This is a genomic window from Herbiconiux sp. A18JL235, assembly GCF_040939305.1.
Classification (GTDB): domain Bacteria; phylum Actinomycetota; class Actinomycetes; order Actinomycetales; family Microbacteriaceae; genus Herbiconiux.
Map to the genome: position 1 here is coordinate 301265 of NZ_CP162511.1, position 26729 is coordinate 327993.

A 26729-nucleotide genomic window follows, 5' to 3' on the forward strand; every position below is an offset into this window, starting at 1 on the left:
GGCACGTCACCGCCGAAGGCCGAGCCGACCTTTGGTGACGAGGATGATCGCCGCAGCGGCCACCACCGCACCGGCGGCCATCGCCACGAGCGCCACGTCGCCGTCGAGGGACGGGAACATCTCCACCCAGAGCACAGAGGCGAAAGTGTTCACCCCGACGTGCATGAGCATCGACAACGGAAGGCTCTGCCCGGTGCGGTTGAACACCCACGACATCACGATGTTGAAGGCGACGCAGAAGACGAAGAAGGCGGCGGGGCGCATCCAGGACGCCTCGGGGAACCCGCCCCACTCGGTGAGGAACAGCGGCGCGTGCCAGAGCGCCCACAGCGGCCCGAGCACGAAGGCGGCCCGCAGCGGCGAGAATCGCCCCTGCAGACGGGGGAGGGCGAAGTCGCGCCAGCCCGGCTCCTCGGCGAGACCCGTGGTGATCATCTGGAACAGCAGCACGGGAACGAACGCGAGAAGCGCTGCCACCGACGGTGCCTCGATCCGGCCGCCCGAGAAGACGAGCCCGGTGAGGAGCATGGCCGCCGGAACACCGAGGAGGGTGATCGCGTACCAGCGCGGGGCCACCCGCCAGCGCCAGAGCCGCGCACCCCAGTCGCGCAGGCCCCGTCGGCCGCCGACGAGCGCGGTGACGAGGAAGGCAGCGCCGATCGGACCCAGGTAGGCGCCGGGGAGCACTCCGAGGATCTGGCTGCTGCCGAGCACCTCGGGAAAACGGAACGCCCACACTCCGAGGCCGTTCTGCGACAGCACGTAGGGCAGCCAGGCCAGCCAGCTCAGCGCGTCGGCGAGCACGAAGAACGAGATGAGCGGATGCGCGCGCAGCAGGCCGCGGAGACCAGGGGACTCCCCGGTGGAGGGCTCGACGGAACCGGGCTGCGGAGCGAGTGATCGTTGTGTCGTGGTCATGTGCGCCACGCTACGGAGGGCGCGGGAGGCGCTCTAGCTCAGCAGGATGGCACCTCCGCAGTGCATCCGAAAGGTGCAGCCGCCGCGCGGCGAGTCCCCGGAAGTGCTCGCCACGGCGCCCCGGCCTCGCCGCACGCTGCTCACCCGCTGCGGGTGCGGTTGCGCCGGGCGACGACGGCCAGTCCTGCGAGGAGGGCGGCGAGGGCGAGGCCGGCTCCTGCCAGGGAAGCCGGCCCGAGTCCGGTCGCGGCGAGCTCCTGATCTCCCGACGATGGCCGCGGGTCAGCGGGGAGAGAGGGTGCGGGTGAGGTCGCCGTGGGAGAAGGTGGCGCCGCCGGAAGGGGCGGCTCGGCACCGTCGTCCGTGCCGTCGACCAGAAGCAGCTGCTCGGGCTGGTCGGGCAGCCCGTCGACGAACACCTCGGCCTTCTCTGCCTTCGTGTTCGTGTCGTCGAGGGTGTACGCGATGATCTTCTGGCCGGCGCGGCTGGCGACGTACAGCCTGCCGTCGGTGCCGAAGCCGAGACCCGACGGATGGTCGAGCTTGGCCTTGCCGAACTCGCGGGGAACGACCTCCGACGTGCTGCCGGAGGAGAGGTCGAAGGAGACCACATCGTCGGTGCCCTCGCTGGTGACGTAGAGGATGCCGTCGTGAACGATCAGGCCGACGGGGTTGCCGATGCCGCCGACTGCGGGGGAGAGCACGTCGCCGAGGAACCGTCCCGTGGTGGCGTCGTAGCTGCGCACGAGCTGCGCGGTGTTGTCCGCGACGTAGAGAGTGGTGCCGGCACCGGCGCCGCTCGGCGCCGTGACCAGCGCTCGGGGCGCGACGAGCCCGCCCGACTCGGCCGGCACGTCCGACACCGAGGGCACCAGGGTGCCGCTGTCGAAATCGACGTCGGGGTACTGCTCCGCCCACCACGACGACGCACCCGCTGAGGGGGTGGGCGCGCCGGAGCCGTCGAGTGCGGTGACCACGGCGGTGTCCTGACTCGAGACGAACAGGCCGCCGTCGGGCGCCGCGGCGAGGCCGTACGGGTGGTCGATGCCCGGGTTCGTGGGTGCACCCGGCGCGAAGACACCCGTGGGCGGAGCAGGGTGGCGGGCGCCGGAGGCATCCGGCGCCTGGTAGCCCAGAATCGCACTGTCGCTCTTCGTCGCATTGGCGACCGCGAGCCCGCCGTCGGCGGTGAGCAGCATGCCCCGGAGCTCGGCGAGCACGGGGTCGTGCTTGCCCGTCGCCAGCACGCTCTGCGAGACGAGGTGCCCTGAGGCGTCGTACGAGGAGATGTTGTTGGCAGCGGACCCGGCGGTGGACCCTGTGTCGGAGGACGCCTCGCCGTGGAACGTGACGTACATCGCGGGCGTGTGCGAATGCCCGTCGGCCTCCGCTGCGGCCGGGGCCACCCCGGCGATGCCGAGCGCGGCGCCCGCCGCGACGGCCACGGCGACGACGATCGCGCCGCCGCCCGGTCGCGCCGTCCGCCGCATTCCGTTCGTCATGCCTCACATCCTGCCTCACACCCCGCCGCTTGACCTCCGGAAACAAAGGCTCTAGTCTCGCCTTAGCCATTGAGTGGGACATTGTCCCGCACAATGGGACATCGTCCGAACACCACCGTCGTCCACGCCGGTGCGGGCGATGGAGGGGGCGGGGCCCGAGATCCCCGCTCCCTCCTTCACCGACATGTACCGCGAGGAGGCGTCCATGACCGATGTGATCACCACCGTCCGTGCCCACCTGCCCCTGTTCGGGATGGGTTCGAGCAAAGCCGTCGACATCGCCACGACCGACGGGCACGCGCCGACGCGTGTCGTCGAGCGATTTACGATCGACTCCGTTCGACACTCGCGCACCTGGGCGCTCGTGCACGACGCGGGCGACGTCGCCTTCTACCACTTCGAGGCCGACACCTCGTACTCGTTCCCCCGCCGCAGCTTCCCGACGACCCCGTCGGCGATCGACCCGACCACCACCTGAGGAGTCCGACGATGAACTCGCAATCCACCCTTGAAGAGCGTCGCCAGCAACGCAACACCGTCACGGCGAGCGTGCTCGGCTCCGTCGTCGAGTGGTACGACTTCTTCCTCTACGCCACCATGGCCGCCCTGGTGTTCAACAAGGAGTTCTTCCCCGACTTCGATCCGCTCATCGGCACCCTGGTCGCCTTCGGCACCTTCGCCGCCGGCTTCGTCACCCGCCCCATCGGCGGACTGATCTTCGGGCACTTCGGCGACCGGATCGGCCGCAAGAAGATCCTCGTCATCACGATGCTCATCATGGGCGGCTCGACCTTCGCCATGGGCCTCCTGCCCTCCTACGCCGCGATCGGCGTCGCCGCCCCCATCATCCTGCTCGTGCTCCGCATGCTGCAGGGCATCGGGCTCGGCGGCGAGTGGGGCGGAGCGGCGATCCTGACCTTCGAGCACGCTCCCCGCGGCAGACGCGGACTGTTCTCGGCCTGGCCGCAGACGGGCGTGCCTCTCGGGCTCCTGCTCTCCACCCTCGCCGTGAACCTCGTCAGCATCCCCGGCGACGAGGCGCTCGTCGAATGGACCTGGCGCATCCCGTTCCTGGCCAGCATCGTGCTCGTCATCGTCGGCCTCGCCGTGCGCCTGAAGGTGCACGAGCCACGCGCGTTCCAGGACATGGTGACCACGGGCGAGACGGTGAAGGTCCCGGTGCTGTACGTGTTGCGGCACTACCCGAAGCAGATCCTCATCGGTTTCGGCGCCCGCTTCAGCGAGAGCATCACGTTCAACGTCTACAACGCCTTCATCCTCACCTACACCACGACCGTGCTCGGTCTCTCGAGCAGCTACGCGCTGAACGGGCTCCTCATCGCCAGCGTCATCGGCTTCGTGCTCATCCCGCTGTCGGGAAGGCTCTCCGACCGCTTCGGCCGGAGGCCTGTCTTCGCCGTCGGCGCGGGAGTCGCCCTGGTCACCGCCTTCCCGGTGTTCGCCCTCATCGACAGCGGGGTGGCCGGTCTCATCTGGATCGCGATCGTGCTGGGCTGGTCGCTCGGAGCGTGCACCATGTTCGGCGCCGAGGCGGCCTTCTTCGCCGAGCTGTTCCCGGCCAAGGTGCGCTACACGGGCATGTCGCTGGTCTATCAGCTCGGTGTGCTCCCCTCGGGCGCCGTCGCCCCCATCATCGCGATCTGGCTGGTGTCGATGTCGGGCTCGTCGTGGCCGGTCGCGGTCTACGTCATGGTCGCTGCCGCCATCGCCCTCGTCGCGCTGTTCTTCGCGAAGGAGACCGCGCACACCGAGCCCGACGCCGAGCTTCACGCCCGTGCCGCGGAGGCAGGCTCGCGCAGCGACCTCCCCAACTCCGCCCGCTGACCCGCGGGCATCACCCACGAAGGAAAAGACATGACCTCCACCACGCCCAACATCGTCCTCGTCCTCGTCGACGACATGGGATTCTCGGACATCGGCTGCTACGGCGGCGAGGTGCTGACCCCGAACATCGACGCGCTCGCCGACAAGGGGGCGAAGCTCACCCAGTTCTACAACACCGCCCGCTGCAGCCCCTCGCGCGCGTCGCTGCTCACGGGGCTCCACCCGCACCAGACCGGCATCGGCATCCTGAACTACGACGACTCGCCGGAGGGCTATGCGGGCACCCTCAACGACCGCTGCGTGACCATCGCCGAGGCGCTGGAGCCCGCGGGGTACCGCAGCTACATCTCGGGCAAGTGGCACATGGCCGGCGACATCCACCACCCCACCGACGCCTGGCCCACCCGGCGGGGGTTCGAGAAGTTCTTCGGCACGCTCGAAGGTGCCGGCAGCTACTTCCAGCCGCGCACCCTCACGCGCAACGAGACGAACGTCGAGCAGGAGGCCGACGACCCGTCGTTCTACTACACGGATGCGATCAGCGACAACGCGGTGACGTTCATCCACGAGCACACCACGGAGCACGCCGACGACCCGTTCTTCCTGTACGTCGCCTACACCGCACCCCACTGGCCCCTCCACGCGCTCGAGGAGGACGTCGAGAAGTACCTCGGCCGCTTCTCGGCCGGGTGGGACGTGCTCCGGCAGGAGCGGCTGCAGCGGCTGGTCGATTCGGGGATCATCTCGGCGAGCTGGCCGCTCACCGATCGCGACCCCCGCGTGCCGGCCTGGGACGACGTCGCCGACCAGGAGTGGGAGGCCATCCGCATGGCGGTCTACGCGGCCCAGCTCGACCGCATGGACCAGGGTGTCGGCCGCATCGTCGACGAGCTGAAGTCGAACGGGCAGTTCGACGACACCGTGGTGATCTTCCTCTCCGACAACGGGGGCTGCGCCGAGGAGATGCCGATCGAGACGGCGAAGGAGTTCGTCACCACCTACGTCACGTTCGACGCCACAACCCGCGACGGCCGGGAGGTGCGCCCGGGCAACGACCCGAGCATCGTGCCCGGGCCGGAAGACACCTACACGACCTATGGGCGCCCCTGGGCCAACCTCTCGAATACGCCGTTCCGCGAGTACAAGCACTGGATCCACGAGGGCGGCATCGCCACCCCGTTCATCGTGAGCTGGCCGAACGGTATCGGCACCGACCGGATGCTCCGCACCCAGCCCCACCAGCTGACCGACGTCATGTCGACCCTGCTCGAGGTGGCAGGTGCACCGTACCCGGAGCAGGTGGCCGGCCGGAACCCGTTGCCCCTCGAGGGCGTCAGCATGCTGCCGACGCTGCGGGACGACGCGCGCGACACCTCGCGTCTGCTGTACTGGGAGCACGAGGGCAACTGCGGTGTGCGCCGCGGGGACTGGAAGCTCGTGAAGAAGTACGGGCTCGAGTGGGAACTCTACGACATGCTCGCCGACCGCACGGAGCTGAACGACCTCGCGGCCGAGCATCCCGACATCGTGGCGGAGCTCAGCCAGGCCTACGACGGATGGGCGGAGCGCTGCGGGGTGATCCCGCGCCGCCGCGTGCTCGAGATCTACGAGAAGCGCGGAAAGGGACTGCCGTCGGAGTGACGAACGGGAGCATCGGTTAACCTGATCGGATGGATGGGGCAATGGACAATCTGGTCGTCAAGGCGGTCCACGTTCTCAGCACCCTCAGGCCCCTGGCCGGCGGGGCGAGCGCACGGGAGCTCGCCTCGCTGACCGGGCTGCCCCGCAGCACGACCCAGCGCATCCTGACCACCCTCACCTCGACCGGCATGGTCATTCAGGACCACACGACCCAGCGCTACAAGATCGGGCCGCGTGCACTGCTCATCGGTCTCGGCTACAACAGCGGGCTCACCCTCGTGACCGAGGCGCGACCCCAGATGATCGCGCTCCGCGACGCGACCGGGGAGACGGTCGGTCTCTCGGTCGCTGTTGACAACACCCGGGTGTTCCTCGAGGAGGTGCAGAGCACCGCCGAGCTGCGCTTCGCCTCGGAGCTCGGCAGGCTCTACCCGCTCTGGTCGGGGGCCAACGGCCGCGTGCTAATGAGCGGGCTCCCGGCCGAGCAGATCGACGCCGTTCTCGAAGGTCGCGCCCTCGAGGAGAACGTCGACCACCCCCTCTCCATCGACCAGACCCGCGAAGAACTGGAGCGGGCCCGCGAGGCCGGTTACGCGATGGCCTTCAACGAGGCGATCGCGAACGTGAACTCGCTGGCGATGCCGATCCGGGATGCGACGGGAGGGGTGACCGCCGCCCTGTCGATCTCGGGCCCCGCGGGCCGCTTCACTCCCGAACGGATGCGCGAGGCGATCGAGCCGCTCCGGGCGGCGTGCGCCGTGGTGAGCTCCCGGCTCGGTGGTGTCGCCCCGGCCGCGACGCCTCGCTAGTCGCCGACGCCTCCGACGCGTCCTTCTGCCGCCTGCCCCACTCTCGACGCGCCGTCGTGGTCGAACCCGACCACGACCTCCCCGAACAGCCGCTCGCTCGAAACCCCGACTCTGAGCACGTAGTCGCCCGGCTCGTTCTGCCAACCCGATTCCCAGTAGGCCAGAGTCCGGGCGGGAACACGGATGCGTGCAACCGCCGATCGTCCTGCATCGGCCCGGACGGACTCGAACCCGACCAGCCACCGTGCAGGCCTTTCGACCCGCGAGTCCGCCTTCTCCGCGTAGACCTGGAGCACCTGCTTACCGGCACGATCCCCCCGATTCGACGAGTGGACCGACACGATCCAGCCATCGCCGTCTGCGGAGGTCTCCACCGAGACGCCCTCGTGTGCCCACTCCGTGAACCCGAGGCCGTGACCGAACGGGTAGGCCGGAGTGCGACCCGCTCGGAGCCAGGCCCGATACCCGATGTGGATGCCCTCGTCATAGCGCAGCACTCCGTCCTGCGGCGTGACATCGAGCACGGGGACGTCGTCGATCGCTCCCGGCCATGTGGTCGGGAGCCGCCCGCCGGGCTCCGCGTGGCCCGCGAGCATGTCGCCGATCGCCGATCCGTACTCCTGACCGCCGAAGTAGGTCAGGAGGATCGCACCGACATCGTCGCGCCAGGGCAGCAGCACCGGTGAGCCGGAGTTCACGATGACGACGGTGCGCGGATTGGCGGCTGCCACTGCGCGAACGAGCTCGTCCTGCTCGCCAGGCAGGTCGAGGTCGGCGCGGTCGTAGCCCTCCGACTCCACCTGCGCGTTGGTGCCGACCACCACGACGGCGACATCGGCCCGGGCGGCGGCCTCGACGGCGCGGGCGCGTGACGCCTCCGGCGCCGAGGCGTCGGCTTCAAGCCCCACGGTGAGAGCCAGCGCATCGGTGAGGGCTTCGTCGCGGAGCGGCCGGAAGACGACGCGCAGGTCGACGGGCTCGCCCTGTCGGAGCTCCACGGGGGTGGAGGCCGAGGGCGGTGAGAAGAGCTTCGCGGCGACGTCGTTGCTCGTCGAGTCCGTCTGCAGCGAAGCCACCTCGCGCCCGTCGACAGAGAGGGTGCCCGCGCCCAACCCCGCGAAGCCGAGCAGGAACGTGCCTGTCGCCTCCGGAGTGAACCGCGTGGTGAATTCGATCGAGTCGGTGGAGCCGATCGGCGCGTCGCCTCCGATGAACACCAGGGCCGCGGCCCGCCGCTCCTCGGAGTAGAGCTCGACGCCCTCTGCATCGAAGAAGGCCACATGAGCACCCGGCTCGCCTGTCTCGGGGTTGACCATGACGGAGAGCGGCAGCTCGGAGACTCCTTGGGCGACCACGGCTCCGCGTTCGTACTCCACCCGCGCGTCGGGGAACGCCGCCCGGATGCCCTCGAGAGGCGAGACGACCGACTCGGGAACCACCGTCGCGCTTCCCCCGCCCTGCGACCGTGCTTCCCGTGCGTTGTGGCCGATGACCGCGATCGTTCGCACGGCCGAGACATCCAGGGGGAGGATGCCGTCGTTGTGCACCAGGACGGATCCTTCGCGTGCCGCCTCCCGCGCGAAGGCGACGCCGTCCTCGTCGTCGATCGGTGCGGTGGCGAGGTCGTCGAACCCGTCGAGCGCACCGACGCGGGCGGCGAGCAGGAGGATGCGGCGTACCTTGCGATCGATGGCGGCCTGCGTCACCCGCCCGTCCTGGACGGCGGCGAGCAGCGCGTCGCCCCAGGCGCCGCGGGGTCCGGGCATCGCGAGGTCTTGGGAGGCGTTCGCCGCCTCAACGCTCCGTACGGCGGTCCAGTCGCTGACGACGACCCCGTCGAAACCCCACTCGGAGTTCAGAGGGGTCTCCAGGAGCGGGTTCTCGGTCATGGTCACGCCGTCGACGGAGTTGTAAGCGCTCATGACCAGCCACGCCCCGGCCTCGGTGACCGACTTCTCGAACGCCGCCAGATAGAGCTCGCGCAGAGCGCGCTCGTCAGGCCTCACGTCGACGCTGTGGCGGTCGGTCTCGGAGTCGTTCGCGACGTAGTGCTTCGGGGTGGCGCCCACACCGTTGCGCTGCACCCCCGTGACGTACGCCGCGGCGAGCTCCGAGGTGAGCACCGGGTCTTCACTGAACGCCTCGAAGTGCCGGCCTCCGAGGGGCGACCGATGCAGGTTGATGGTCGGGCCCAGCACCACGTCGACGCCCTTCCGTCGCGCTTCGATCGCGCACACCGCCCCATAGCGTGCAGCGATCCGGGTGTCCCAGGACGACGACAGCGCGGTCGCCGACGGCAGGTTGATGGAGGGGCTCCGTTCGTCCCAGACCTCGCCGCGCACACCGCTCGGGCCGTCGGAGACCAGGATGCGCCGCAGGCCGATCGAGTCGATCGGCCAGGTGGTCCAGAAATCGCGGCCGGTGAGCAACCGCACCTTGTCTTCCAGCGTGAGCCGGTCGAGGAGCGAGTCGATTCTGTCGTCGGTCGTGGTCATCCTCATCCTTTCGCGGCGGAGGCGGCCCCACCGGTGTGTGCGTCGTAGAGCTCGAGCAGCGGGTCCGAGGTCTCGGTCATCCACGTCCGGAGGGCGCGGCGGGCCGCAGCGAGGGCCGCCGCGGAACGGGGGTCGTTCGACAGGTCGTGGAGACCGGCGGGATCGGCACGGAGATCGTAGAGCTCCTCGCGTCGCCGCTTCAGGTAGAAGCCGACGCGCGCGGCGATGGCCTCGTCGCGGTCCGCGGCCTCGACCATGGCGGGCCAGGTCAAGCCAGCCATGTTCTCCGCCCTGTAGTCGGTCTCGTCGTCGGCCCAACCGTTCCAGATGTAGCCGTGACGAGCATCCTGCACGCACCGCATCTCGTATCGGCCCTTGCCCGCGGTCTCGTGGAAGACGGTGACCACGTGGGTGCGAGCGGGGAGGGAGGGAGAGCCCTGGAGCACCGGGACGAGGCTCTCCCCGTCGATGTCACCTGCTTCGACTCCCGCTGCCTCGCAGAAGGTGGGGAACAGATCGAGCATGGTGAGAAATCGGTCACCCTCGATGCTGCCCGCCGCGACGACACCGGGCCATCGCACGATGAGTGGGGTGCGGGTCGACTGCAGGTAGCAGTTGGCCTTCGAGAACGGAAAGGCCATGCCGTTGTCGGAGAGGAAGACGACGAGAGTCGACTCGGCTTCACCCGAGGCCTCCAGTTCGCCGAGCACGGCGCCGACCACGTCGTCGCAGCGGCGGGCGGAGCTGAGGTACTCGGCGTACTCCTGCCTGACCTCGGGGAGGTCGGGCAGGTAGGCGGGTGGTGTGGCGGCCGGGCCGTCGGGGCTGAACACCTTCGACGGGCGTGGGATCGCCGCGGCGGCGTCGCCGAACGCACGTCGCTCGTCGTCGGCACCGTGGAAGGGCCGGTGCGGATCATGCGCGTTGACCATGAGGAACCACGGGCGGCCGTCCGTATTCGCGAGGAAGCGGGCCGTCTCGGCGGCATACCGGCCCGGGTCGCGGCCGAGTCCGAGCTCCCGCATCTCCACGACGGTGTCCCAGCCGAAACGCTCGACGGGTTGGAGGTGGTTCACCTTGCCGAGGATGCCTGTGACGTACCCCACCTCCGCGAGCTTCTCGGTGAGCACCGGCACGCCATCGTGGATGGGCTCGAACCCCTCGGCGCCGTTCCGGTGCGGCCACAGACCCGTCATGATCGCCGAGCGGCTGGGTTGGCAGACGGCGACCGCGACGTGGGCTCGCCCGAAGATCATGCCTTCGGCGGCCAGCATGTCGAGGGCGGGGGTCACGTCGCCCGCGCCTCCGAAGACGCCTGGCGTCGTGCCCTCCATGTCGTCGGCCGTGATGAAGAGGATGTTGGTGCGCATCAGCCTGGTCCGATCAGCCGACGGCGCGTCGGGCCGGGATTCCGCGTGCCACGTGGTCGTCGAGCACGTCCTGCCACGGGATCACGGAGTGCTCGCGTGCCCACTGCTCGTAGACCGCGGCGAGTTCGGCAGCGAGATCCGGCTTCATGGCCGAGAGGTCGTTCGACTCGATGCGGTCGACGGCGATGTCGTACAGCTCCCACGGGCCGCCCCACTCGCGCACCAGCTTGTACCTGCCTCGGCGCACGGCGGCGTTGCCGACGTGCTCCCAGCAGACCGTGCGGTCCTGGTCGTCAGACCCGGGAGAACGCCAGGCCTCGAGGAGACTCTCACCCTCGGCGGGGTTCGGAGCCCCGAGGATGTCCATGACGGTGGGCACGATATCGGTGACGTGGCCGAGGGAATGGCTCACCGATCCACCGGTGGGGATTCCGCCGGCGGGCCACGACGCGATGAAGGGGGTGGAGATGCCGCCTTCGTGCACCCAGCGCTTCCACATGCGGAAAGGCGTGTTCGAGACGGTCGCCCAATCCTTGCCATAGCTCTGGTACGACGTGACCGGCCCCGGCATGATCGACGGGTCGTTGCCGAACGGGATGGGACGCCCGTCGAGTGTGGTGGGCGGCGCGGTGAACGGCGGGAAGAACGATTCCCCGGCCGGGAGCTCCTCGGCGCATCCGCCGTTGTCGGAGAAGAACAGGACGATCGTGTCGTCGGCGACCCCGGTGCTCTCGAGCGCGTCGAGGATGCTGCCGACACCGCGGTCGAGCGACTCGACCTGTGCCGCGTAGACCGCCATCCGCTCGATCTGCCACGCCCTGTCCTCCTCGGGCCAGTCGGGAAGCGGCTGCTGTTCGGGGAGATGGTCGACCGCGGGCAGGATGCCCTCCTGGCGCAGCCGGGTCAGCCGCCGCTCGCGAGTCGTCGTCCACCCCTCCTCGAACCGCGCGCGATACTTCGCGATCTCCTCCTCGCGAGCGTGCAGCGGCCAGTGCGGCGCGGTGTAGGTGAGGAAGAGGAAGAACGGCTCCTCCGCCCCGGCATGCCGCCGCACGAAGTCGGTGCCGCTGGCGGTGATGTCGTCGGTGAAGTAGAAGTCGTCGGGCAGCTCCTCGTCGGGCACCCGGGTCTCGCCCTCGGTGAGGGGCGGCTGGTAGTAGCTCGACGCGCCGGGCAGGATGCCCCGGAACTCGTCGAAACCCCGTCGGGTGGGCCAGGTGTCGCTCGGAACGGCGAACTCGCTCGCGAGGTGCCACTTGCCGAACAGACCGGTGGCGTAGCCGCGGTCGTGGAGCAGCTCGGCGAGCGTGGGCACCTCGGTCGTGAGCGAACCGGCATAGCCGTTCGGGCGATTGTCGGTGGTGAGCACTCCGATGCCTACCGAATGAGGGTGGTGGCCGGTCAGGAGCGCCGCGCGGGAGGGGCTGCAGCGTGGGGTGACGTAGTAGGAGCTCATCCGGATGCCGCGATCGGCGAGCCGCTGCAGCGAGGGAGTGTCGATCTCGCCTCCGAACGGGGCGATGTCGGAGAAGCCGAGGTCGTCGGCCAGGATGATGACGATGTTGGGCTTGTGGGCCACGGGCAGATCTCTTTCGGTGGGGCGGATCAGCGATCCGCGGAGCGGTCGGCCGGGCGATCCAGCAGATACGGCTCGATGAATTTCAGGAACAGGTCGAGTTGGCCCGCGCGGTCGAAGGCGCTGGTGTCGAGCACCCACTGGGCGCCGAGGCCGTGCGCGAGGCCGAGCACCCACCTGGCGATCGTCGTCGAGGTCACCCCGTCAGGGAGTTTCGACTCGTCGACGGTCAGTGACACCATCTCCGTCATCGACACGACGAGGCTCTCGTTACGCCTCGCGAACCACTCGTGGCCCGGGTGGTCGACGGCGGTGGCCTCGGCGGCCAGGATCACGAACAACTGAACGAGCTCGGGGTTCTGGTCGTTCTCCTTCAGCGTCTTGATGTACGCCGCGAGAGGGGATTCCCCTTCGGCGATGTACTTCTCGCGCGAGGCGACGTTGCGCGCCTCGCGCTCCTGCAACACGGCCAGGAGAAGGGCCGCCTTGGTGGGGAAGTAGTGCAAGATCCCCGCCTGGGTGATACCGACCTCACGAGCGATGTCGGCGAGGCTGACGCTGTTGAATCCACCGGCCGAGAACAGCGACGTCGACGTGTCGAGGATCTCGCGCCGTCGTGCCTCACCGCGCTTCTGAGTACTGGTCAGAGCGCGGCTGCGCGGAGTACTGGTCTCGGCCGTCATCGTGTCTCCTACCCCTGTGATGACCTCGGTCATGCGATGGCCTTGTCGAGATCGGGCGTCGCCGCCAGCAATGTCCTCGTGTAAGGATGCTGGGGGTCGCCGAAGATCTGCTCGGTAGTGCCATGCTCCACGATCTGCCCCTTGAACATGACAGCCACGCGGTGGCTGATCTCCCGCACCACCGCGAGATCGTGGGAGATGAAGAGGTAGGCGAGGTCGTCAGCCTCCTGGAGTTGGCGAAGCAGGGCGAGGATCTGTTCCTGGATCGACACGTCGAGGGCGGAGACCGGTTCGTCGAGAATGAGCAGGCGCGGGTCGCTCGCCAGTGCCCGTGCGATCCCGATGCGCTGTCGCTGCCCACCCGAGAACGCCCACGGGTAGCGGTCGAGGTACTCCGGCCCGAGGCTCACCCGCTCGAGCAGTTCGACGCTCCGGTCGCGCAGATCGCGGCTGGGCACACCGGCAACGCTGAGCGCCTCGGCCAGCGACTGGCCGGCGGTCCGTCGAGGGTTCAGCGACGAATACGGATCCTGGAACACGTATTGCACGGCGCGGGCGACGCCGCGTCGTTCCTGTCCGGAGATGCCGTGGATCGACCTGCCATCGACCTCGATCACCCCTTCGGCCGGCTCGTAGATGCCGACGATCGTTCGTGAGAGCGTCGACTTGCCGCAACCGGATTCGCCGACGAGGGCCAGCGTCTCCCCGGCGTCGACGTGCAACGACACCCCGTTCACGGCGAAGAACGGCTGGGGCGACCGGAACAAGCTGGTGCGGTGCGTGTTCACGTTCGTCTTGAGTTCCCGCACCTCCAGCACTCTGGGCCGGTCGACGGGGGCGTCATGACGCAGCGGTGCGTCCATCTTGGGGATGGCGTCCATGAGGCGAACCGTGTACGGGTCCTGGGGGCGGGTGAGCACTGACCGTACGTCCCCGCGTTCGACGATCCTTCCGCGGTACATCACCACGACGTCGTCGCACAGCTCGGCGACCACCCCCATGTCGTGCGTGATGAACAGGATCGCGATGCCGAGCTCGTCACGCAGGTCGCGGAGGAGATCGAGGATCTGCGCTTGGATCGTGACGTCGAGAGCCGTGGTCGGCTCGTCGGCGATGAGCACCGAGGGGTTGTTGGCCAGCGCGATGGCGATGACCACGCGTTGCCTCATACCGCCGGAGAATTGGTGCGGGAACTTCGATGCCGCCTCGACCGGGTTCGGGATGCCCACCTTGTCGAGCAGCTCCACCGCGCGTTCGCCGGCCGTCCTGCCGTCCACTCCGTGGATCCGCAAGGCTTCGACGATCTGGTCCTTGATCCGCATGACGGGGTTGAGTGCCGCCTGAGGGTCCTGGAAGATCATCGCGATCTGCTCGCCGCGCACAGCCAGCATCTCCTTCTCGGAGAGTTCCGTGAGGTCGCGGCCGCGGAGCTCGATCGCGCCGCCGGTGACCCGACCGGGATGTCGGAGCATCCGCATCACGGCGCGGGAGGTGACCGACTTGCCCGAACCGGATTCGCCGACGATGCCGAGGATCTGACCGGGCCGGAGGTCGAACGAGACGCCGTCGACGGCGACGACGGGACCGCTCGGCAGATCGAAGGTCACGTGCAGGTCGGTCACCCGCAGCAGTGGCTGCGGCGTGGGGTCTGAGCTGGTCATTTGCGGATCACCGTTTCGTTGAGCGCGTCGGAGAGGAGGCTGAACGACATCGACAGCAGGATGAGCACGAGCGTCGGGCCGAGGATGTACATCGGCGATTGCTCGATGAAGCGGATGCCGACGTTCAGTAGCGAGCCGAGCGACGGCTCCGGCGGCTGGATGCCGAGGCCGATGATGCTGAGGCCCGCCTCGATGAAGACCGCCACGACAACGAAGATCGCGCCTCCGACGAGGATCGGGTCGACGGCGTTGGGCAGGATGTGGCGCACCAGGATGGTGCCCTTGCCGACTCCGAGGGTGCGGGCTGCGGTCACGTACTCCCGTTGCATCTGCTCCATGAGTGCGGCCCGCGCCTGCCGGCCGAAGGACGGCAGGCCGCTGATGGTGATCGCCACGACGAGCGCAGCCCATCCGGGACCCATGATGAGCACGATGCAGACGCCGAGCACCACACCGGGGAATCCGAGGATGATGTCGAGCACGCGCTGCACCACGGTACCGGCGATCCTGGACAGCGCGCCGAGCAGCCCGAGCGCGGTACCGATGATCATGCTGAGCGGCACGGCCACCAGGATGATGGAGAAGTCGGTGCGGAGTCCGTAGATCGTCCTGACCAGGAGGTCGCGGCCGAGTTCGTCGGTACCGAACGGGTGCGCGAGGCTCGGGGTGAGGAAGGCGTCGCGGGTCTGCTGGTCGTATCCGCCTGGGAACAGGATCGGGGCCGAGACGGCTAACAGCACCAGCACGATCAGGATCGCCGCGCCGATGATGCCGCGCGGGGTTCTGAAGGCTGACAGATAGCGCTGAAGGGTCGCTCCGGGCGTCAACCGCCGCTGACGGGTCTGCTGGAGGTTCACCGCTTCTGTACGAGGCGGGCTCGGCACGCGGGAGGATTTGCGCTCCATGCTCATCTCAGGCGTCCAATCTGACTCGGGGGTCGAGGGCGGCGAGGATCATCTCCGTGATCAGCTGAGCGAACACGGCGATGAGTACGGCTCCCATGATGAGGATCTGCACGAGCTGGTAGTCGCGCGAGTTGACAGCTTGAACGGCGAGTTGGCCGAGTCCGTTGCGGGCGAAGATCGCCTCGATGATGATGGCACCGCCGAAGAGCTCGCCGACCCTGATGCCGATGGCCACCACCGCCGCGCCGAGGCTCGTGCGAAGCACGTGGCGGAAGGTGATGCGTCGGGGTGACGCCCCTTTCGCCCTGGCGAGATCGACGAACTCCTCGCCCCTGGTGGTGCGCATCGTGGTCTGCAGGAGGCGCGCGACGGACGGGGCCTGGGACAGGCCAAGGGCGAGCGCCGGGAGCAGGAGGTATTGGATTCCGATCTCCGGGTTCTCCGTGAGCGGCACTTCACCGCTCACCGGCAGGATGCGCCAGGTGACACCGAAGAGCACGATGAGCAGCAGCCCTGCCAGGAAGGCGGGGGTGGCCAGCAGCAGCGTGTTCGTCGTGTCGACGGCGAAGCGGGCGATCTTCGATTGCGCCGACCCGCCGAGGATGCCGAGCGTGAAGCCGATGACGACGAGGAAGACCGCAGCGAGGAGCGCGAGCTCGATCGTGCTCTCCAGCCTCGTCCCGATCAGGTCGGCGACCGATCGGTTGAAGATGAACGACTCCCCGAGATTGCCTCGGAACACTCCGCCGAGCCACGTGAGGTACTGCACGACGAGCGGCTGGTCGAGGCCGAGGGACGCTCTGATCGCCTCCACCTGATCGGGTGACGCATCCGAACCGGCGATGGTCTGGGCCGGGTCGCCGGGGGCGAACCGGGGAAGGAGGAACGCGATGATCGACGTCGCGAAGAGCACGAGGAGGATCGAGGGCAGCTTTCGCAGGAGGAACCTGAGCATCAGTCGCCGCCCTCCCCATCGATCAAGGCGTGCAGTCGTGCCGCCACCTCGGGTTGCTCCCCTGACGCGTCCCGTTCTTCGAAGGGATCGGCGGCGAGGTCGACGAGATAAGGCCGCGGGAGGTCGGGGCTCGTGACCAGCTTGTGGGTGGCCGTGGTCAGCGCCCGCCACTCCCGGAGCCGAACCCAGGCGTTCGAGCCGTAGTGCCGCGCAGCCATCTCGATCTCGCGCTCTGAGCGGTCGAGGCCGGAGAGGGTCCATTCGCGGTGGGAGTCGGTGCTGCCGTCGAGCACACCGAGCACCGATCTCGCGGTCATCGGCGCCGGTACCTCGACGCCGGCGGTGTCGAGGATGGTCGCGGCGATGTCTTCGAGGGAGACGAGTGCGTCGCTGGTGGTGCCCTTCGCGCGCACCACGGGGCCGCTCACCACGAGCGGTATCCGGATGCTCGGATCGAGCGCGATCTGCTTGCCCCAGGTGCCGTGGTCACCGAGCATCTCACCGTGGTCGCTGGTGTAGATGATGACCGTGTTCTCCAGCTCGCCCTCAGCCGCGAGACGATCGATGAACGACCCGAGGTGGCGGTCGATGTTCTCGATCATCGCCGCGTACCGGCGCCGCACGTCGTCGTGGTCGCCATCGAACTCGCCGGGCGCGTGTGGGGGTGGGAACGAGACGTCGGCCCAGTCGTCGAGCATGCGGTCGGTCACGTCCATCGGGTCGTGCGGACCGGCGAAGTTGACGACGAGGTGCCACGGTGAATCGGAGGGGCGGCGATCGAGCATGGTATGGGCGTTGGCGGCGATCCAGTTGTCGAGATACGACTCCTCGGGGAGCGGGCTGGGCTCGACGTCGCTGTACGGTGCGTCCTTCCGTCGGTCGAAGTCCGCCCGGTGCGCGTCGGCGAGACCTGCTTCGTACAGGTGGTTCATGTAGGGGCCGTGCGGTCGGCCGTCGCGGGTCGACCAGAGCGAGTCGAACTTTCCCTCATTGTCGATGCCGTCCGACATCCCCCACTCGCCGAGCAGCCGGGAACCGTCGAGGTTCCAATCGAAGGTCGCCTTGTGCAGGTCGAACTTCCCCACGCCCGCCACGAAGTACCCGCCCTCGTCGCGCAAGGTGCGGTAGTAGGTGGTGCTCTCGACGGGAAGGTCGTGGAAGTTGTTCGGAACAGGAGCCGAGGTGTAGTCGAGGCCGGTCGCGAGGCACGCACGTGCCGGCGCACACAACGGTGAGGGTGTCGTCGCTCGGCGGAAGGTCACGCCCGATTCCTGCAGGCGCTTGATGTGGGGAGTCCGAACGGGCAGGCCGGGCGCGCCCTCCAGCCAGTCGTAGCGGTGCTGATCGGCGATCACCAGCAGCACGTTGGGGGTGCTCATGTCGGTCCTTCCGAAGGCGCGAGGTGCGGTGGCTCGCGAACGATGGGGTGGGGAGGGCGCCCTCTCGAGCGCCCTCCGGTGGATCACTGGGTGACGAACGCCTTCGAGGCGTCGAGGTAGGCCCGGGTGCTCCAGGACAGATCCTGGGCGTCGTCGGCCTGGACGAACTGGCCGTCGACCCGCACGACATTGGTGGAGAACGCCTGCTCGAGCATGTACTCCGTGAGTGCGTGCAGGGCGTCGCCGTAACCGGCCTCGTCTGCGGCAAGAAGGTCGTTCCGGAGCTGCTCGTACTCAGGGGTCCAGAACTTGGAGGGATTCCCCTTGCGGAGCGAGGGCAGAGTGTTCATGAGAGTGATGGGCGCGAGACCGTTCAGGCCGTGCAGCGGCATGAAGACCTGTCCGAGTTCACCGGCGATCTGGTTCTGGCCGAAGGTCTGTGTGTCGACGGCGTTGATGGTCGGGTTCAAACCCACTTCTTCGAGATTGTTGCGCACGATCTCCGCAACGCTGGCGTTCGCTGGAATGCTGATGACGTTGATCGTCACGGCTGCGCCCGTCGCTCCCGCTTCCTCGAGAAGCTCCTTGGCCTTGTCGGGGTCGTAGCTGTAGAAGTCGTCGAGATCGGACGGATAGTCGGTGGAGGTCTCGTCCCAGAAGACATCGGTGGGAGTGGCTGCATCGCCGAAGACCTGCGACGCGATGCGGTCCCGGTCGATCGCGTAGTTGAGCGCCTGGCGAGCCTCGACCTTGTCGAACGGCGCCTGGCTGACGTCGATTCCCAAGGGGTAGACGCTGCCGGAGGTGTTCACGATGGTGTATCCGCTGCTCGCGCCGATCGAGTTCACGTCTTGCGGGTTCATGCCGATGGCTACGGAGGAGCGACCACTTCTCACGGCATTCAGCATGGCGGTGCTGTCGGTGATGACGGCGACGTCGATCCCGTCGAGCAGGGGCTCGTCGCCCCAGTAGCCGTCGTAGCGATCGAGCTTCAACTCCGATCCCGGAGTCCAGCTGGTGAACGTGAACGGCCCGGTGCCGACCACTTGGGATCCGTCGGCAAGGCCCGCCGCGGTCTCCTGGTCGAGGATGAACGTCTGTTCGAAGAAGTCGAATAGGTTCGGGATCGGTGCGGAGAAGGTGATGGTCAGCTCGGTCGGGCTGGTCACCTCGATCCCTGAGAACATCTTCGCGATGTAGGAGGTCTGCGAGCTGGATTCGGCCGCCGTCTCGAAGGAGTACTTCACGTCGTCTGCGGTCATCTGCCGCCCGGTCTGGAAGGTCACGTCGTCGCGAAGTGTGATGTCGATGGAGAGTCCGTCGTCGGCGACCTTCCACTCCTTCGCCAACAGCGGCTGGGGATCGCCGTCGGCGTCGAGGAGTGTGAGCGTCTCGAAGACGTTCGCTGCCCAGGAGAAATTGCCGAGGCGGCCGGACTGGACGTTGTTGGGCTGCGCATCGGAGCTCTGCGCGATGGTCAGCCTTCCGCCGGCGACCGGGGTCGAGGAGGCCTCTGCGGCGGAGTTGACTGCCGACTGGCAGCCGGTGAGCGTCAAGGCTAGGGCGGCGGCGCCGGCGGTGACGCCGGTGAGCAACCTGAATCTGCGGGACTTCAACATCGTTGTTGTTCACTCCTCATCGGTGAGAGATTGGTGCTGTTGCAAAAACCTAGTGAGTAGATAGTAGGTTTGCAAGTGCAGATTTCGCGAGGAGGCGATGAAGATGACCGAGGGTCGACCCAATGTGCTCTGGATCATGGCTGACGAGCTGCGGGCAGACGCCCTCTCGTGCTACGGGAATGCGCACCCCGAGGTACGCACCCCGAACATGGACGCGCTCGCCGCATCCGGTGTGCTGTTCGAGCGCGCGTTCGCGTCGTCGCCCGTCTGCGTGCCTGCTCGTCAGGCGATGCTCTCGGGGGTCAGTCCGCTCATCAGCGGGGTGGTCAACAACGAGGGGTACACGCCGGCCGGATTCGAGCCTCCCGAGATGTTCCCCGAGATCTTCGCCGCGGCCGGCTGGTCGACGGCCAGCTACGGCAAAGAGCACCTCCCGGGGGGACGGTCGCCCTGGCAGCTCGACGACCACACCGGTTCGGGAATGCCGGAGTTGCTCGCAGTCGCCCGCGCTCACGGAGTGCCGATGCGGCGCTCGCCCGGTATCGGGCACGTCTATGACGCGGTGCTCCCCGCAGGGGCCGCTACGGGCTCCGAGGTGATCACCGAATCGGTGATCACGGCCCTGGCTGCGAGCGAGTCGCCCTTCCTGCTCCGCGCCAGCTACGTGCAGCCCCACAAGCCGATGGTCGTGCCGGAGCCGTGGGCGAGTCGGTACGAGGGGGTCGAGTTCGACGTGCCACGCGACCCCGACGCCGCGCAGAACGAGTTCGAGCGGGAGTGGGGCAGGCTCACCAGAGGAGCCGAGCTCAGCGACGACGAGCTCCAGCTGTCGTTCCAGCGCTACCACGGCTGCGTCGCCTGGCTCGACGATCAGGTCGGGCGCATCCTCGAGGCGCTCGACCTGGCTGGGCTGCGGGAGTCGACGATCGTGGTGCTCGGCACCGACCACGGTGCTTCGCTCGGTGAGCACGGCATCCTCGCCAAGCACACCTTCGCGCCGGAGAGTCATCGTGTGCCGCTCATCATCTCCTGGCCGGGTACTCTGCCGGCCGGGCAGCGACGCGGCGACCTCGCCGTGAGCGAGGATCTCGCGACGACCGTGCTGGGGCTTGCCGGGCTGCCCCGCGCGTCGACGATGACGGGCCGTGATCTCTTCGCCGACCCTGCCCCCGACACGGTGCTGTCGGTCATCGGGTACGGAGAGCCGTCGAGCCGGGCCTTCCCCAATCGCGACGAGGGCGGCTGGCGAGACGGACGCGGCTGGCCCCAGCGAGTCTGCGCCCGCACCGTGCGCTACCGCTTCGACGCAACGACTCGAAGGGCGGGGGAGCCGGTCAGCGTCGACGAAGCCGGGGCCTTTCTCGCCGACACGGTCCTCGATCCGAACGAGCGGGTGAACCGCATCCACGACCCGTCCTACTCCGACGTGGCGGAGGCCCTCGCAGAGACGGTCTCCACCGCGGCCGCGCGCCTTCCCGTCGGAGTCGTCGACGCCGACGATTTCGACCGCACCCGAGGCCGCACCGGCGCCGTCTGAGCGTCGCGCCCACCACCATCCGCATCACCATCGAAGGAGAACAAGGTGACCGACTCACCGAGACGCCCCAACATCGTCTTCGTCCTCACCGACGACCATGCAGCGCATTCCATCGGCGCCTACGGCTCGGTCGTCAACGAGACCCCGCACATCGATGCCATCGCCGACGCCGGGGTGAGGCTCGACAACTGCTTCGTGACCAACTCGCTCTGCTCGCCCAGCCGCGCGTCCATCCTCACCGGCACCTACAGCCACGTGAACGGAGTCACCACGCTCTGGACGCCCATCGACGCCTCCCAGCCCACCTTCATCTCGCAGTTGAAGGCCGCCGGGTACCGCACCGGCATCGTGGGCAAGTGGCACATGGGAGAGGAGGAGCTGTCCAACCCGAAGAACTTCGACTACTGGGACGTGCTGATCAATCAGGGGGAGTACCTCGACCCGCGTTTCCTGTCGCCCGACGGGGTGCGCCATGAGCCCGGCTACGCGACCGACGTCATCACCGATCTCGCGTTGCGCTGGGTGGAGAGCCTCGACGGCGACGAGCCGTGGTGCCTGTTGATCTGGCACAAGGCGCCCCATCGTCCGTGGGAGCCCGACGAGAAGCACAAAGACATGTACTCAGACCCGATCCCGGTGCCGGGCACGTTCTGGGACGACATGAGTACCCGCTCGGCGTCGGCCCGCCGTGCTCTCATGTCGATCGCCGACTACATCAACAGCGAGGACCTGAAGGTCGACCCGCCCGAGGGCCTCAGCTACGAGGAGCTCGCGCTCTGGAAATACCAGCGCTACATGGAGGACTACCTCCGCTGCGTCGCCTCCGTCGACGACAACGTCGGCCGGGTCACCGACTGGCTGCGCGAGCGTGGTGACCTCGAGGACACCGTCATGATGTACTCCTCCGACCAGGGCTTCTTCCTCGGCGATCACGGTTGGTTCGACAAGCGCTTCATGTACGAGGAGTCGCTGCGGATGCCTCTCGTGATGAGCTATCCGCGTGCCATCCCGGCTGGTACGGTGCACGACGGCATCGTCACGAACGTCGACTTCGCCCGGACCATCCTCGACGCTGCGGGAGTGGAGCCGCACGAGCGGATGCAGGGGAGGAGCTTCTGGGGAGACCTCGTCGGCCGGCCGTCGAGCCCGCCCGCCGAAGGCATGTACTACCGGTACTGGGAGAACGACGACTGGTTCCACAAGGCGCCGGCTCACTACGGCTACCGCGACAGCCGGTACAAGCTGATCTACTACTACAACACCGGGTACGGGCTGCCGGGCAGTGGATTCTTCGAATACCCGGCCGAGTGGGAGCTGTTCGACCTGGAGGTCGATCCGCACGAACTGAAGAATGTCTACGACGACCCCGCCTACGCCGAGATCCGCGACGGCCTCAAAGAACGAATGCTTGAGGCGCAGGCGGCAGTGGGTGACGAGCCTTGGGATGGCAGGCAGCCCGATGCGGATGAGCGGGCCTCCGTGATCGCACGGTTCACCGAGTCGCCCGGCATGAACCCGGTCGTGCCCACCGGCCCGCGATGAACGGCGACCCCGGTGCGCGCAGGCCGAACATCCTCTGGATCTCCACGCACGACATCAACCCCGACCTCGGCGCCTATGCAGGGGTCTGGCCGGGCGCTGATGCCGCGCGCACGCCGAACCTCGACAGACTGGCAGCGGAGGGGGTGCGATTCGACCAGGCGTTCGCGACGACGCCGGTGTGCGCCCCATCGAGGTCGGCGCTCATGACCGGCTGCCACCCGATCTCCATCGGCACTCACAACATGCGCACCAAAGCGGTGCCGCCGCCCGAGGTCAGATTGCTCTCGGAGTACTTCCGTATGGCGGGCTACTACGCCACCAACAACTGGTTCACCGATCTGCAGGTGCATCTCCCCGGAACGGCTTTCGACGAGTGCTCCGACACGGCGCACTGGCGCGGCCGGCCCGACGTGGAGACGCCGTTCTTCGCGGTCTTCCACGGGATGGCGACGCACGAGGCGCAGCTCTACCTGGCCGACGCGGAGTTCGACCGCATCACCGCCGGCCTGCCGGAAGCGCATCGGCACGACCCGGCGTCGGTACCCGTTCCTCCCTACCATCTCGACACTCCGGAGTTCAGGAAGGCGTGGGCGCGGTATCACGATCTCGTGTCGGTGATGGATGCGTGGGCGGGCGGGTTGCTCCGGCAGCTCGACGACGACGGACTCGCCGACGACACCATCGTCGTCTTCTGGTCAGACCACGGAGCCGGCTTGCCCCGCATGAAACGCGCTGCCACCGAAGCGGGGCTGCGAGTGCCGATGATCGTGAGGTGGCCGGCACGCCTGGCCGGGGGTCAGGTGCGCACCGACGTCGTGCATCTCGCCGACCTCGGCCCCACCATGCTCACGCTGGCCGGACTGCCCGTGCCCGAGCACGTCCAGTTCTCACCGTTGTTCGATGGAGAGGGCCGACCGGTCGAGCAGGGAGAGTACGCCTTCGGCGGTCGTGATCGCATGGACGAGCAGCAGGACAGCTCGCGCACGGTGCGCGATGAGCGGTACCGCCTCATCCGGCACCGCCACCCAGACCGTTCGCCGCTGCAGTATCAGCACTTCGCCGACCGCTTCCCGACCTGGCGCGCTCTCAGAACGGCAGTCAACGGCGAGGCGCGTCAACGCGCTGCCGGGCTCGTTCCTGATGTGATGACCCCTGTGCAGCGGCGGGCCACCGGTCCAGGGAAACCCGAGCTCGAGCATACCCGAGGGAACGACCATCTGGGTGCGGGCGTGGCGGCTCGGAATCACCCCCAGTGACGCGGTGGCCGTGCCGGGGCCCTCTGCCACGCACGGGATACTGGAAGCATCGCGAGAAGGGATGGGCGCATGAGTGACGAGTCAGGGTGCGGGCCGGGATGCACCTGCGGCGCTCCGGGCCGCTCGCAGTTCCTGACGATCGGATCGGCCCCGCCGAGCGCAGCCGCCTCGCAGCCCGAACGCGCGGAGTCGCCCCACCCCGTCGAGCAGATCCTCGTTCCCGCGGGTTCGTTCACCATGGGCGACTCCTCGGGCGACCGCAACGCCGCCGACGGCGAGGTGCCGCTGCACGAGGTGCGCACCGATGCGTTCAGCATCGACGCGACGACGGTCACGAACGACGCCTTCGCGCGATTCGTGGAGGCGACGGGCTACGCGACAGAGGCGGAGACCTTCGGTTTCTCCGCCGTCTTCCATCTCGCGCTCGCCGCCGCGCCCGACGACATCGTGGGCCGACCACCGGGAACCCCGTGGTGGTTCGGCGTGCGGGGAGCCGACTGGCGCCACCCGGGAGGCCGGGAGTCGTCGATCGAGGAGCTCGGCGAGCATCCGGTCGTTCATGTCAGCTGGAACGACGCCGTCGCCTACTGCGCGTGGGCCGGGCGACGGCTGCCCACCGAGGCCGAGTGGGAGTACGCCTCCCGTGGTGGTCTCGTCGGTGCGAAGTACCCGTGGGGTGACGACGAGGTGGATGCCGGGGGCTGGCGGGCGAACATCTTCCAGGGCCGGTTCCCTGCTGAGAACACGGTCGAGGACGGCTACCTCACCACCGCCCCGGTGCGCACCTTCGAGCCGAACGGGTACGGCCTCTGGCAGACCGTCGGGAACGTCTGGGAGTGGTGCTCGGACTGGTACTCGCCCCGCTACTACGCTGACTCGCCGGTGCACGGCCCCGCGGGCCCCGAGACCGGAGACGCGAGGGTGATGCGCGGCGGCAGCTACCTGTGCCACATCTCGTACTGCAACCGGTATCGCAACTCGGCGCGGTCGCAGAACACCCCCGATTCGTCGATGGGGAACGCGGGCTTCCGCACCGTCGCCCTGGAGGTCGCCGCATGAGCGACGAGCAGAAGCCGCAGCGCCGGTTCCCGTCGTCGGTGTTCGGGCGCGGCGGTGAACCGGATGCGCGGTTCAGCCTGGCCAACGAGCGCACCTTCCTGGCGTGGATCCGCACGGGCCTCGCGTTCCTCGCCGGCGGCGTCGCCCTCGAGGCCCTCGGTCTCGGCATCCACCCCGGGTTCCGGCTCGCCGCCTCGCTCATCCTGATCGTCGCCGGGCTCCTCACCCCCCTGCAGGGCTGGTTCGGCTGGATGCGTACCGAGCGCGCGCTGCGCCTCGGCACACCGCTGCCGAGTGCACCGCTCGCGCTGCCGCTCGCGATCGTCGTCGGGGTGGTGGGCGTGCTCGTGCTGGTCGGGGTGCTCGTGTGAGCGTCTTCGACCCCGGGCTCCAGCCCGAGCGCACCGCCCTCGCCTGGCGGCGCACAGCCCTCGCGCTGCTCGTCGGATCGCTCGTCGCCATGCGCATCCTGCCCGAGGTGTTCGGCACCTGGGCCGTCGCCCTTGGCCTCGCCGGCCTGCTCGCGGCGGGGGCTCTGCTCTGGGCGGTGCATCGGCGCTACGACACCCACCACCGCCTGCTCACCGAGGAGGGCGACCGCACGCCCCTCGCGGGCGGGAGGCTCATCGCGGCCATGACCGTGTTCTGCGTCGCCGCCGCGGCGCTCACCCTCGCGCTCGTCATCGCGATGGCGGCGACGGGGTTCTCCTTCCTCGCCGTCGACCGCTGAGCGCGGGGCACCCGGGCGACCGGCGCATAATCGAAGGGTGAACCGCACGGATCGGCTCTTCGGACTCGTGGAGGAGTTGAGGGCGGCGTCGCCCCGCCCCTCGAGCGCGCGGCGCCCCGCCGTGCGGTTCGAGGTGTCGAGCCGCACCATCGAGCGCGACATGCTGGCGCTGCAGGAGTCGGGACTGCCGATCTGGGCCGAACCCGGCAGAACCGGCGGGTACGTCATCGACGCCACCGCGACGCTCGGGCCGATGCGGTTCACCCTCGACGAAGCGCTCGCCGTGCTGATCGGCCTCGGTGGCCTCCGGCACAGCCCCTTCCGCCACGCGGCTCGCACCGCGGCCCGCAAGGCGCTCGCGGCCATGCCCGACGATCACTCCGCCCGGGCGGTCGCCCTGGGCTCGCGCATCCACTTCCTCGAAGACGACACGCCGACCGCCGCGGCGCCGGCCGACTTCGCTCGAGCGCTGCTCGCCGATCGCGTCGTCAGACTGCACTACCGCGACGGCACCGGAGCGGAGTCGTGGCGCGAGGTCGAACCCCTCGGGTCGATCGACAGAGACGGCGCCTGGTACCTCGTCGCCTGGTGCCGCACCCGAGACGGCGTGCGCGCCTTCCGCAGCGACCGGATGCTCGCACTGGAGATCACGGACGAGCGCCCGGTCAGGCGCGCACTCGCCGCCTCCGATCTCGCGATCGAGTACGGGCGGCTGCGTTCGGTCGTCGACTGGGACTGAGCCGAGCGCGGAGCATCTGCCGAAACACCGACAGGACGTCGTCGCGCCCGGGGGCGATCGTGGTTCTCTCACGTCCCCATCGCATCCGGAGGTACCCCCGTGTCCATGTCGTTCGCATCCATCCGTATCGTCACCGCCGATCTCGACGGCATGGTCGCCTTCTATGAGAGGATCACCGGTCAGAAGGCCGAGCGGCCCGCGCCGCCCTTCGCGCACTTCGGCGGCCCGGGCGCGAGTCTGGCCATCGCCGACGTGTCGACCGTCGCGATGCTGGGCGGTGCGATGGAACCCGCAGCGAATCGCTCGGTCCTCATCGAGTTCGAGGTCGACGACGTCGACGGGGACTTCGCCGCGCTGCATCCCGCCGCCGCCGACGTCGTGCTCGCTCCGACGACCATGCCGTGGGGCAACCGGTCGGCCCTGGTGCGCGACCCCGACGGGAATGTCGTCAACCTGTTCAGCCGTCCGGCGGGGTGAGGCGAGGGATGCCGCGGCCCGGCGGCGGGGC

At 68.6% G+C, this 26729-nt stretch carries 23 protein-coding genes; 12 read left to right on the plus strand and 11 right to left on the minus strand.

Annotation, left to right across the window (positions count from 1 at the left end; genetic code table 11):
* Nucleotides 1-6: 6 nt before the first annotated feature.
* Together ABFY20_RS01460 and ABFY20_RS01465 are read right to left on the minus strand one after the other, a co-directional pair.
* Entirely contained in the window at nt 7-918 is a 912-nt protein-coding gene (locus ABFY20_RS01460) for a CPBP family glutamic-type intramembrane protease (RefSeq protein WP_368498174.1), read from the minus strand.
* Between the two features lie 140 nt (nt 919-1058).
* Nucleotides 1059-2420, minus strand: a complete 1362-nt coding sequence (locus ABFY20_RS01465) for a hypothetical protein (RefSeq protein WP_368498175.1) — start codon at nt 2418-2420, stop codon at nt 1059-1061.
* A gap of 205 nt (nt 2421-2625) precedes the next feature.
* Between ABFY20_RS01465 and ABFY20_RS01470 the strand changes: the two genes are divergently transcribed.
* The 4 genes from ABFY20_RS01470 to ABFY20_RS01485 are packed head-to-tail and all read left to right on the plus strand — an operon-like array spanning nt 2626 to nt 6715.
* Nucleotides 2626-2898 carry a hypothetical protein gene (locus tag ABFY20_RS01470; protein ID WP_368498176.1) on the plus strand — a complete coding sequence of 91 codons (273 nt, stop codon included), beginning with the start codon at nt 2626-2628 and terminating at the stop codon, nt 2896-2898.
* An 11-nt stretch (nt 2899-2909) separates the two neighbouring features.
* Nucleotides 2910-4265, plus strand: a complete 1356-nt coding sequence (locus ABFY20_RS01475) for an MFS transporter (protein ID WP_368498177.1) — start codon at nt 2910-2912, stop codon at nt 4263-4265.
* Between the two features lie 30 nt (nt 4266-4295).
* Complete coding sequence (locus ABFY20_RS01480) at nt 4296-5906, plus strand: arylsulfatase (protein ID WP_368498178.1); 1611 nt, start codon at nt 4296-4298, stop codon at nt 5904-5906.
* Between the two features lie 41 nt (nt 5907-5947).
* A complete protein-coding gene (locus tag ABFY20_RS01485; protein WP_368498179.1) occupies nt 5948-6715 on the plus strand; it encodes an IclR family transcriptional regulator in 768 nt (255 codons plus the stop codon).
* On the opposite strand, the gene ABFY20_RS01490 is transcribed toward ABFY20_RS01485, so the two are convergent.
* The 9 genes from ABFY20_RS01490 to ABFY20_RS01530 all read right to left on the minus strand — a co-directional run bounded on the left by ABFY20_RS01490 (nt 6712) and on the right by ABFY20_RS01530 (nt 19358).
* On the minus strand, nt 6712-9210 hold the full coding sequence (locus tag ABFY20_RS01490; RefSeq protein WP_368498180.1) for a glycoside hydrolase family 3 C-terminal domain-containing protein: 2499 nt from the start codon (nt 9208-9210) through the stop codon (nt 6712-6714). The two genes, ABFY20_RS01485 and ABFY20_RS01490, sit on opposite strands and share 4 nt — an antisense overlap.
* A 2-nt stretch (nt 9211-9212) precedes the next feature.
* Nucleotides 9213-10580 (minus strand): sulfatase, encoded by a 1368-nt coding sequence (locus tag ABFY20_RS01495; protein ID WP_368498181.1) that lies wholly within the window; start codon nt 10578-10580, stop codon nt 9213-9215.
* Between the two features lie 13 nt (nt 10581-10593).
* A complete protein-coding gene (locus tag ABFY20_RS01500) occupies nt 10594-12159 on the minus strand; it encodes an arylsulfatase (protein WP_368498182.1) in 1566 nt (521 codons plus the stop codon).
* Nucleotides 12160-12185: 26 nt separating this feature from the next.
* Nucleotides 12186-12839, minus strand: a complete 654-nt coding sequence (locus ABFY20_RS01505; RefSeq protein ID WP_368498183.1) for a TetR/AcrR family transcriptional regulator — start codon at nt 12837-12839, stop codon at nt 12186-12188.
* 29 nt (nt 12840-12868) lie between these two features.
* Nucleotides 12869-14500, minus strand: a complete 1632-nt coding sequence (locus ABFY20_RS01510) for an ABC transporter ATP-binding protein (protein WP_368498184.1) — start codon at nt 14498-14500, stop codon at nt 12869-12871.
* A complete protein-coding gene (locus ABFY20_RS01515; RefSeq protein WP_368498185.1) occupies nt 14497-15357 on the minus strand; it encodes an ABC transporter permease in 861 nt (286 codons plus the stop codon). The genes ABFY20_RS01510 and ABFY20_RS01515 overlap by 4 nt, the downstream gene beginning before the upstream one ends.
* Nucleotides 15358-15412: 55 nt before the next feature.
* Nucleotides 15413-16360 carry an ABC transporter permease gene (locus ABFY20_RS01520; RefSeq protein WP_368498186.1) on the minus strand — a complete coding sequence of 316 codons (948 nt, stop codon included), beginning with the start codon at nt 16358-16360 and terminating at the stop codon, nt 15413-15415.
* Nucleotides 16360-17739, minus strand: a complete 1380-nt coding sequence (locus ABFY20_RS01525) for a sulfatase (protein ID WP_368498187.1) — start codon at nt 17737-17739, stop codon at nt 16360-16362. The genes ABFY20_RS01520 and ABFY20_RS01525 overlap by 1 nt, the downstream gene beginning before the upstream one ends.
* 83 nt (nt 17740-17822) lie before the next feature.
* Entirely contained in the window at nt 17823-19358 is a 1536-nt protein-coding gene (locus tag ABFY20_RS01530) for an ABC transporter substrate-binding protein (protein WP_368498188.1), read from the minus strand.
* A gap of 103 nt (nt 19359-19461) precedes the next feature.
* On the opposite strand from ABFY20_RS01530, the gene ABFY20_RS01535 reads away from it, so the two are divergent.
* The 8 genes from ABFY20_RS01535 (at nt 19462) to ABFY20_RS01570 (ending at nt 26698) form a co-directional block, all read left to right on the plus strand.
* The gene (locus tag ABFY20_RS01535; protein ID WP_368498189.1) at nt 19462-20895 is read left to right on the plus strand and encodes a sulfatase-like hydrolase/transferase; all 1434 of its coding nucleotides are present in this window, start codon (nt 19462-19464) and stop codon (nt 20893-20895) included.
* Between the two features lie 45 nt (nt 20896-20940).
* Entirely contained in the window at nt 20941-22437 is a 1497-nt protein-coding gene (locus tag ABFY20_RS01540) for a sulfatase (protein WP_368498190.1), read from the plus strand.
* Nucleotides 22434-23693, plus strand: a complete 1260-nt coding sequence (locus ABFY20_RS01545) for a sulfatase (RefSeq protein WP_368498191.1) — start codon at nt 22434-22436, stop codon at nt 23691-23693. Before ABFY20_RS01540 ends, ABFY20_RS01545 begins: the two co-directional genes overlap by 4 nt.
* A gap of 69 nt (nt 23694-23762) precedes the next feature.
* Complete coding sequence (locus tag ABFY20_RS01550) at nt 23763-24752, plus strand: formylglycine-generating enzyme family protein (RefSeq protein WP_368498192.1); 990 nt, start codon at nt 23763-23765, stop codon at nt 24750-24752.
* Complete coding sequence (locus tag ABFY20_RS01555; protein WP_368498193.1) at nt 24749-25123, plus strand: YidH family protein; 375 nt, start codon at nt 24749-24751, stop codon at nt 25121-25123. The genes ABFY20_RS01550 and ABFY20_RS01555 overlap by 4 nt, the downstream gene beginning before the upstream one ends.
* Nucleotides 25120-25482, plus strand: coding sequence for a DUF202 domain-containing protein (locus ABFY20_RS01560; RefSeq protein WP_368498194.1), 363 nt, complete (start codon nt 25120-25122; stop codon nt 25480-25482). Before ABFY20_RS01555 ends, ABFY20_RS01560 begins: the two co-directional genes overlap by 4 nt.
* A 37-nt stretch (nt 25483-25519) precedes the next feature.
* Entirely contained in the window at nt 25520-26221 is a 702-nt protein-coding gene (locus tag ABFY20_RS01565) for a helix-turn-helix transcriptional regulator (protein ID WP_368498195.1), read from the plus strand.
* Nucleotides 26222-26326: 105 nt separating this feature from the next.
* Entirely contained in the window at nt 26327-26698 is a 372-nt protein-coding gene (locus tag ABFY20_RS01570) for a VOC family protein (protein ID WP_368498196.1), read from the plus strand.
* The last annotated feature ends 31 nt before the right edge of the window (nt 26699-26729 follow it).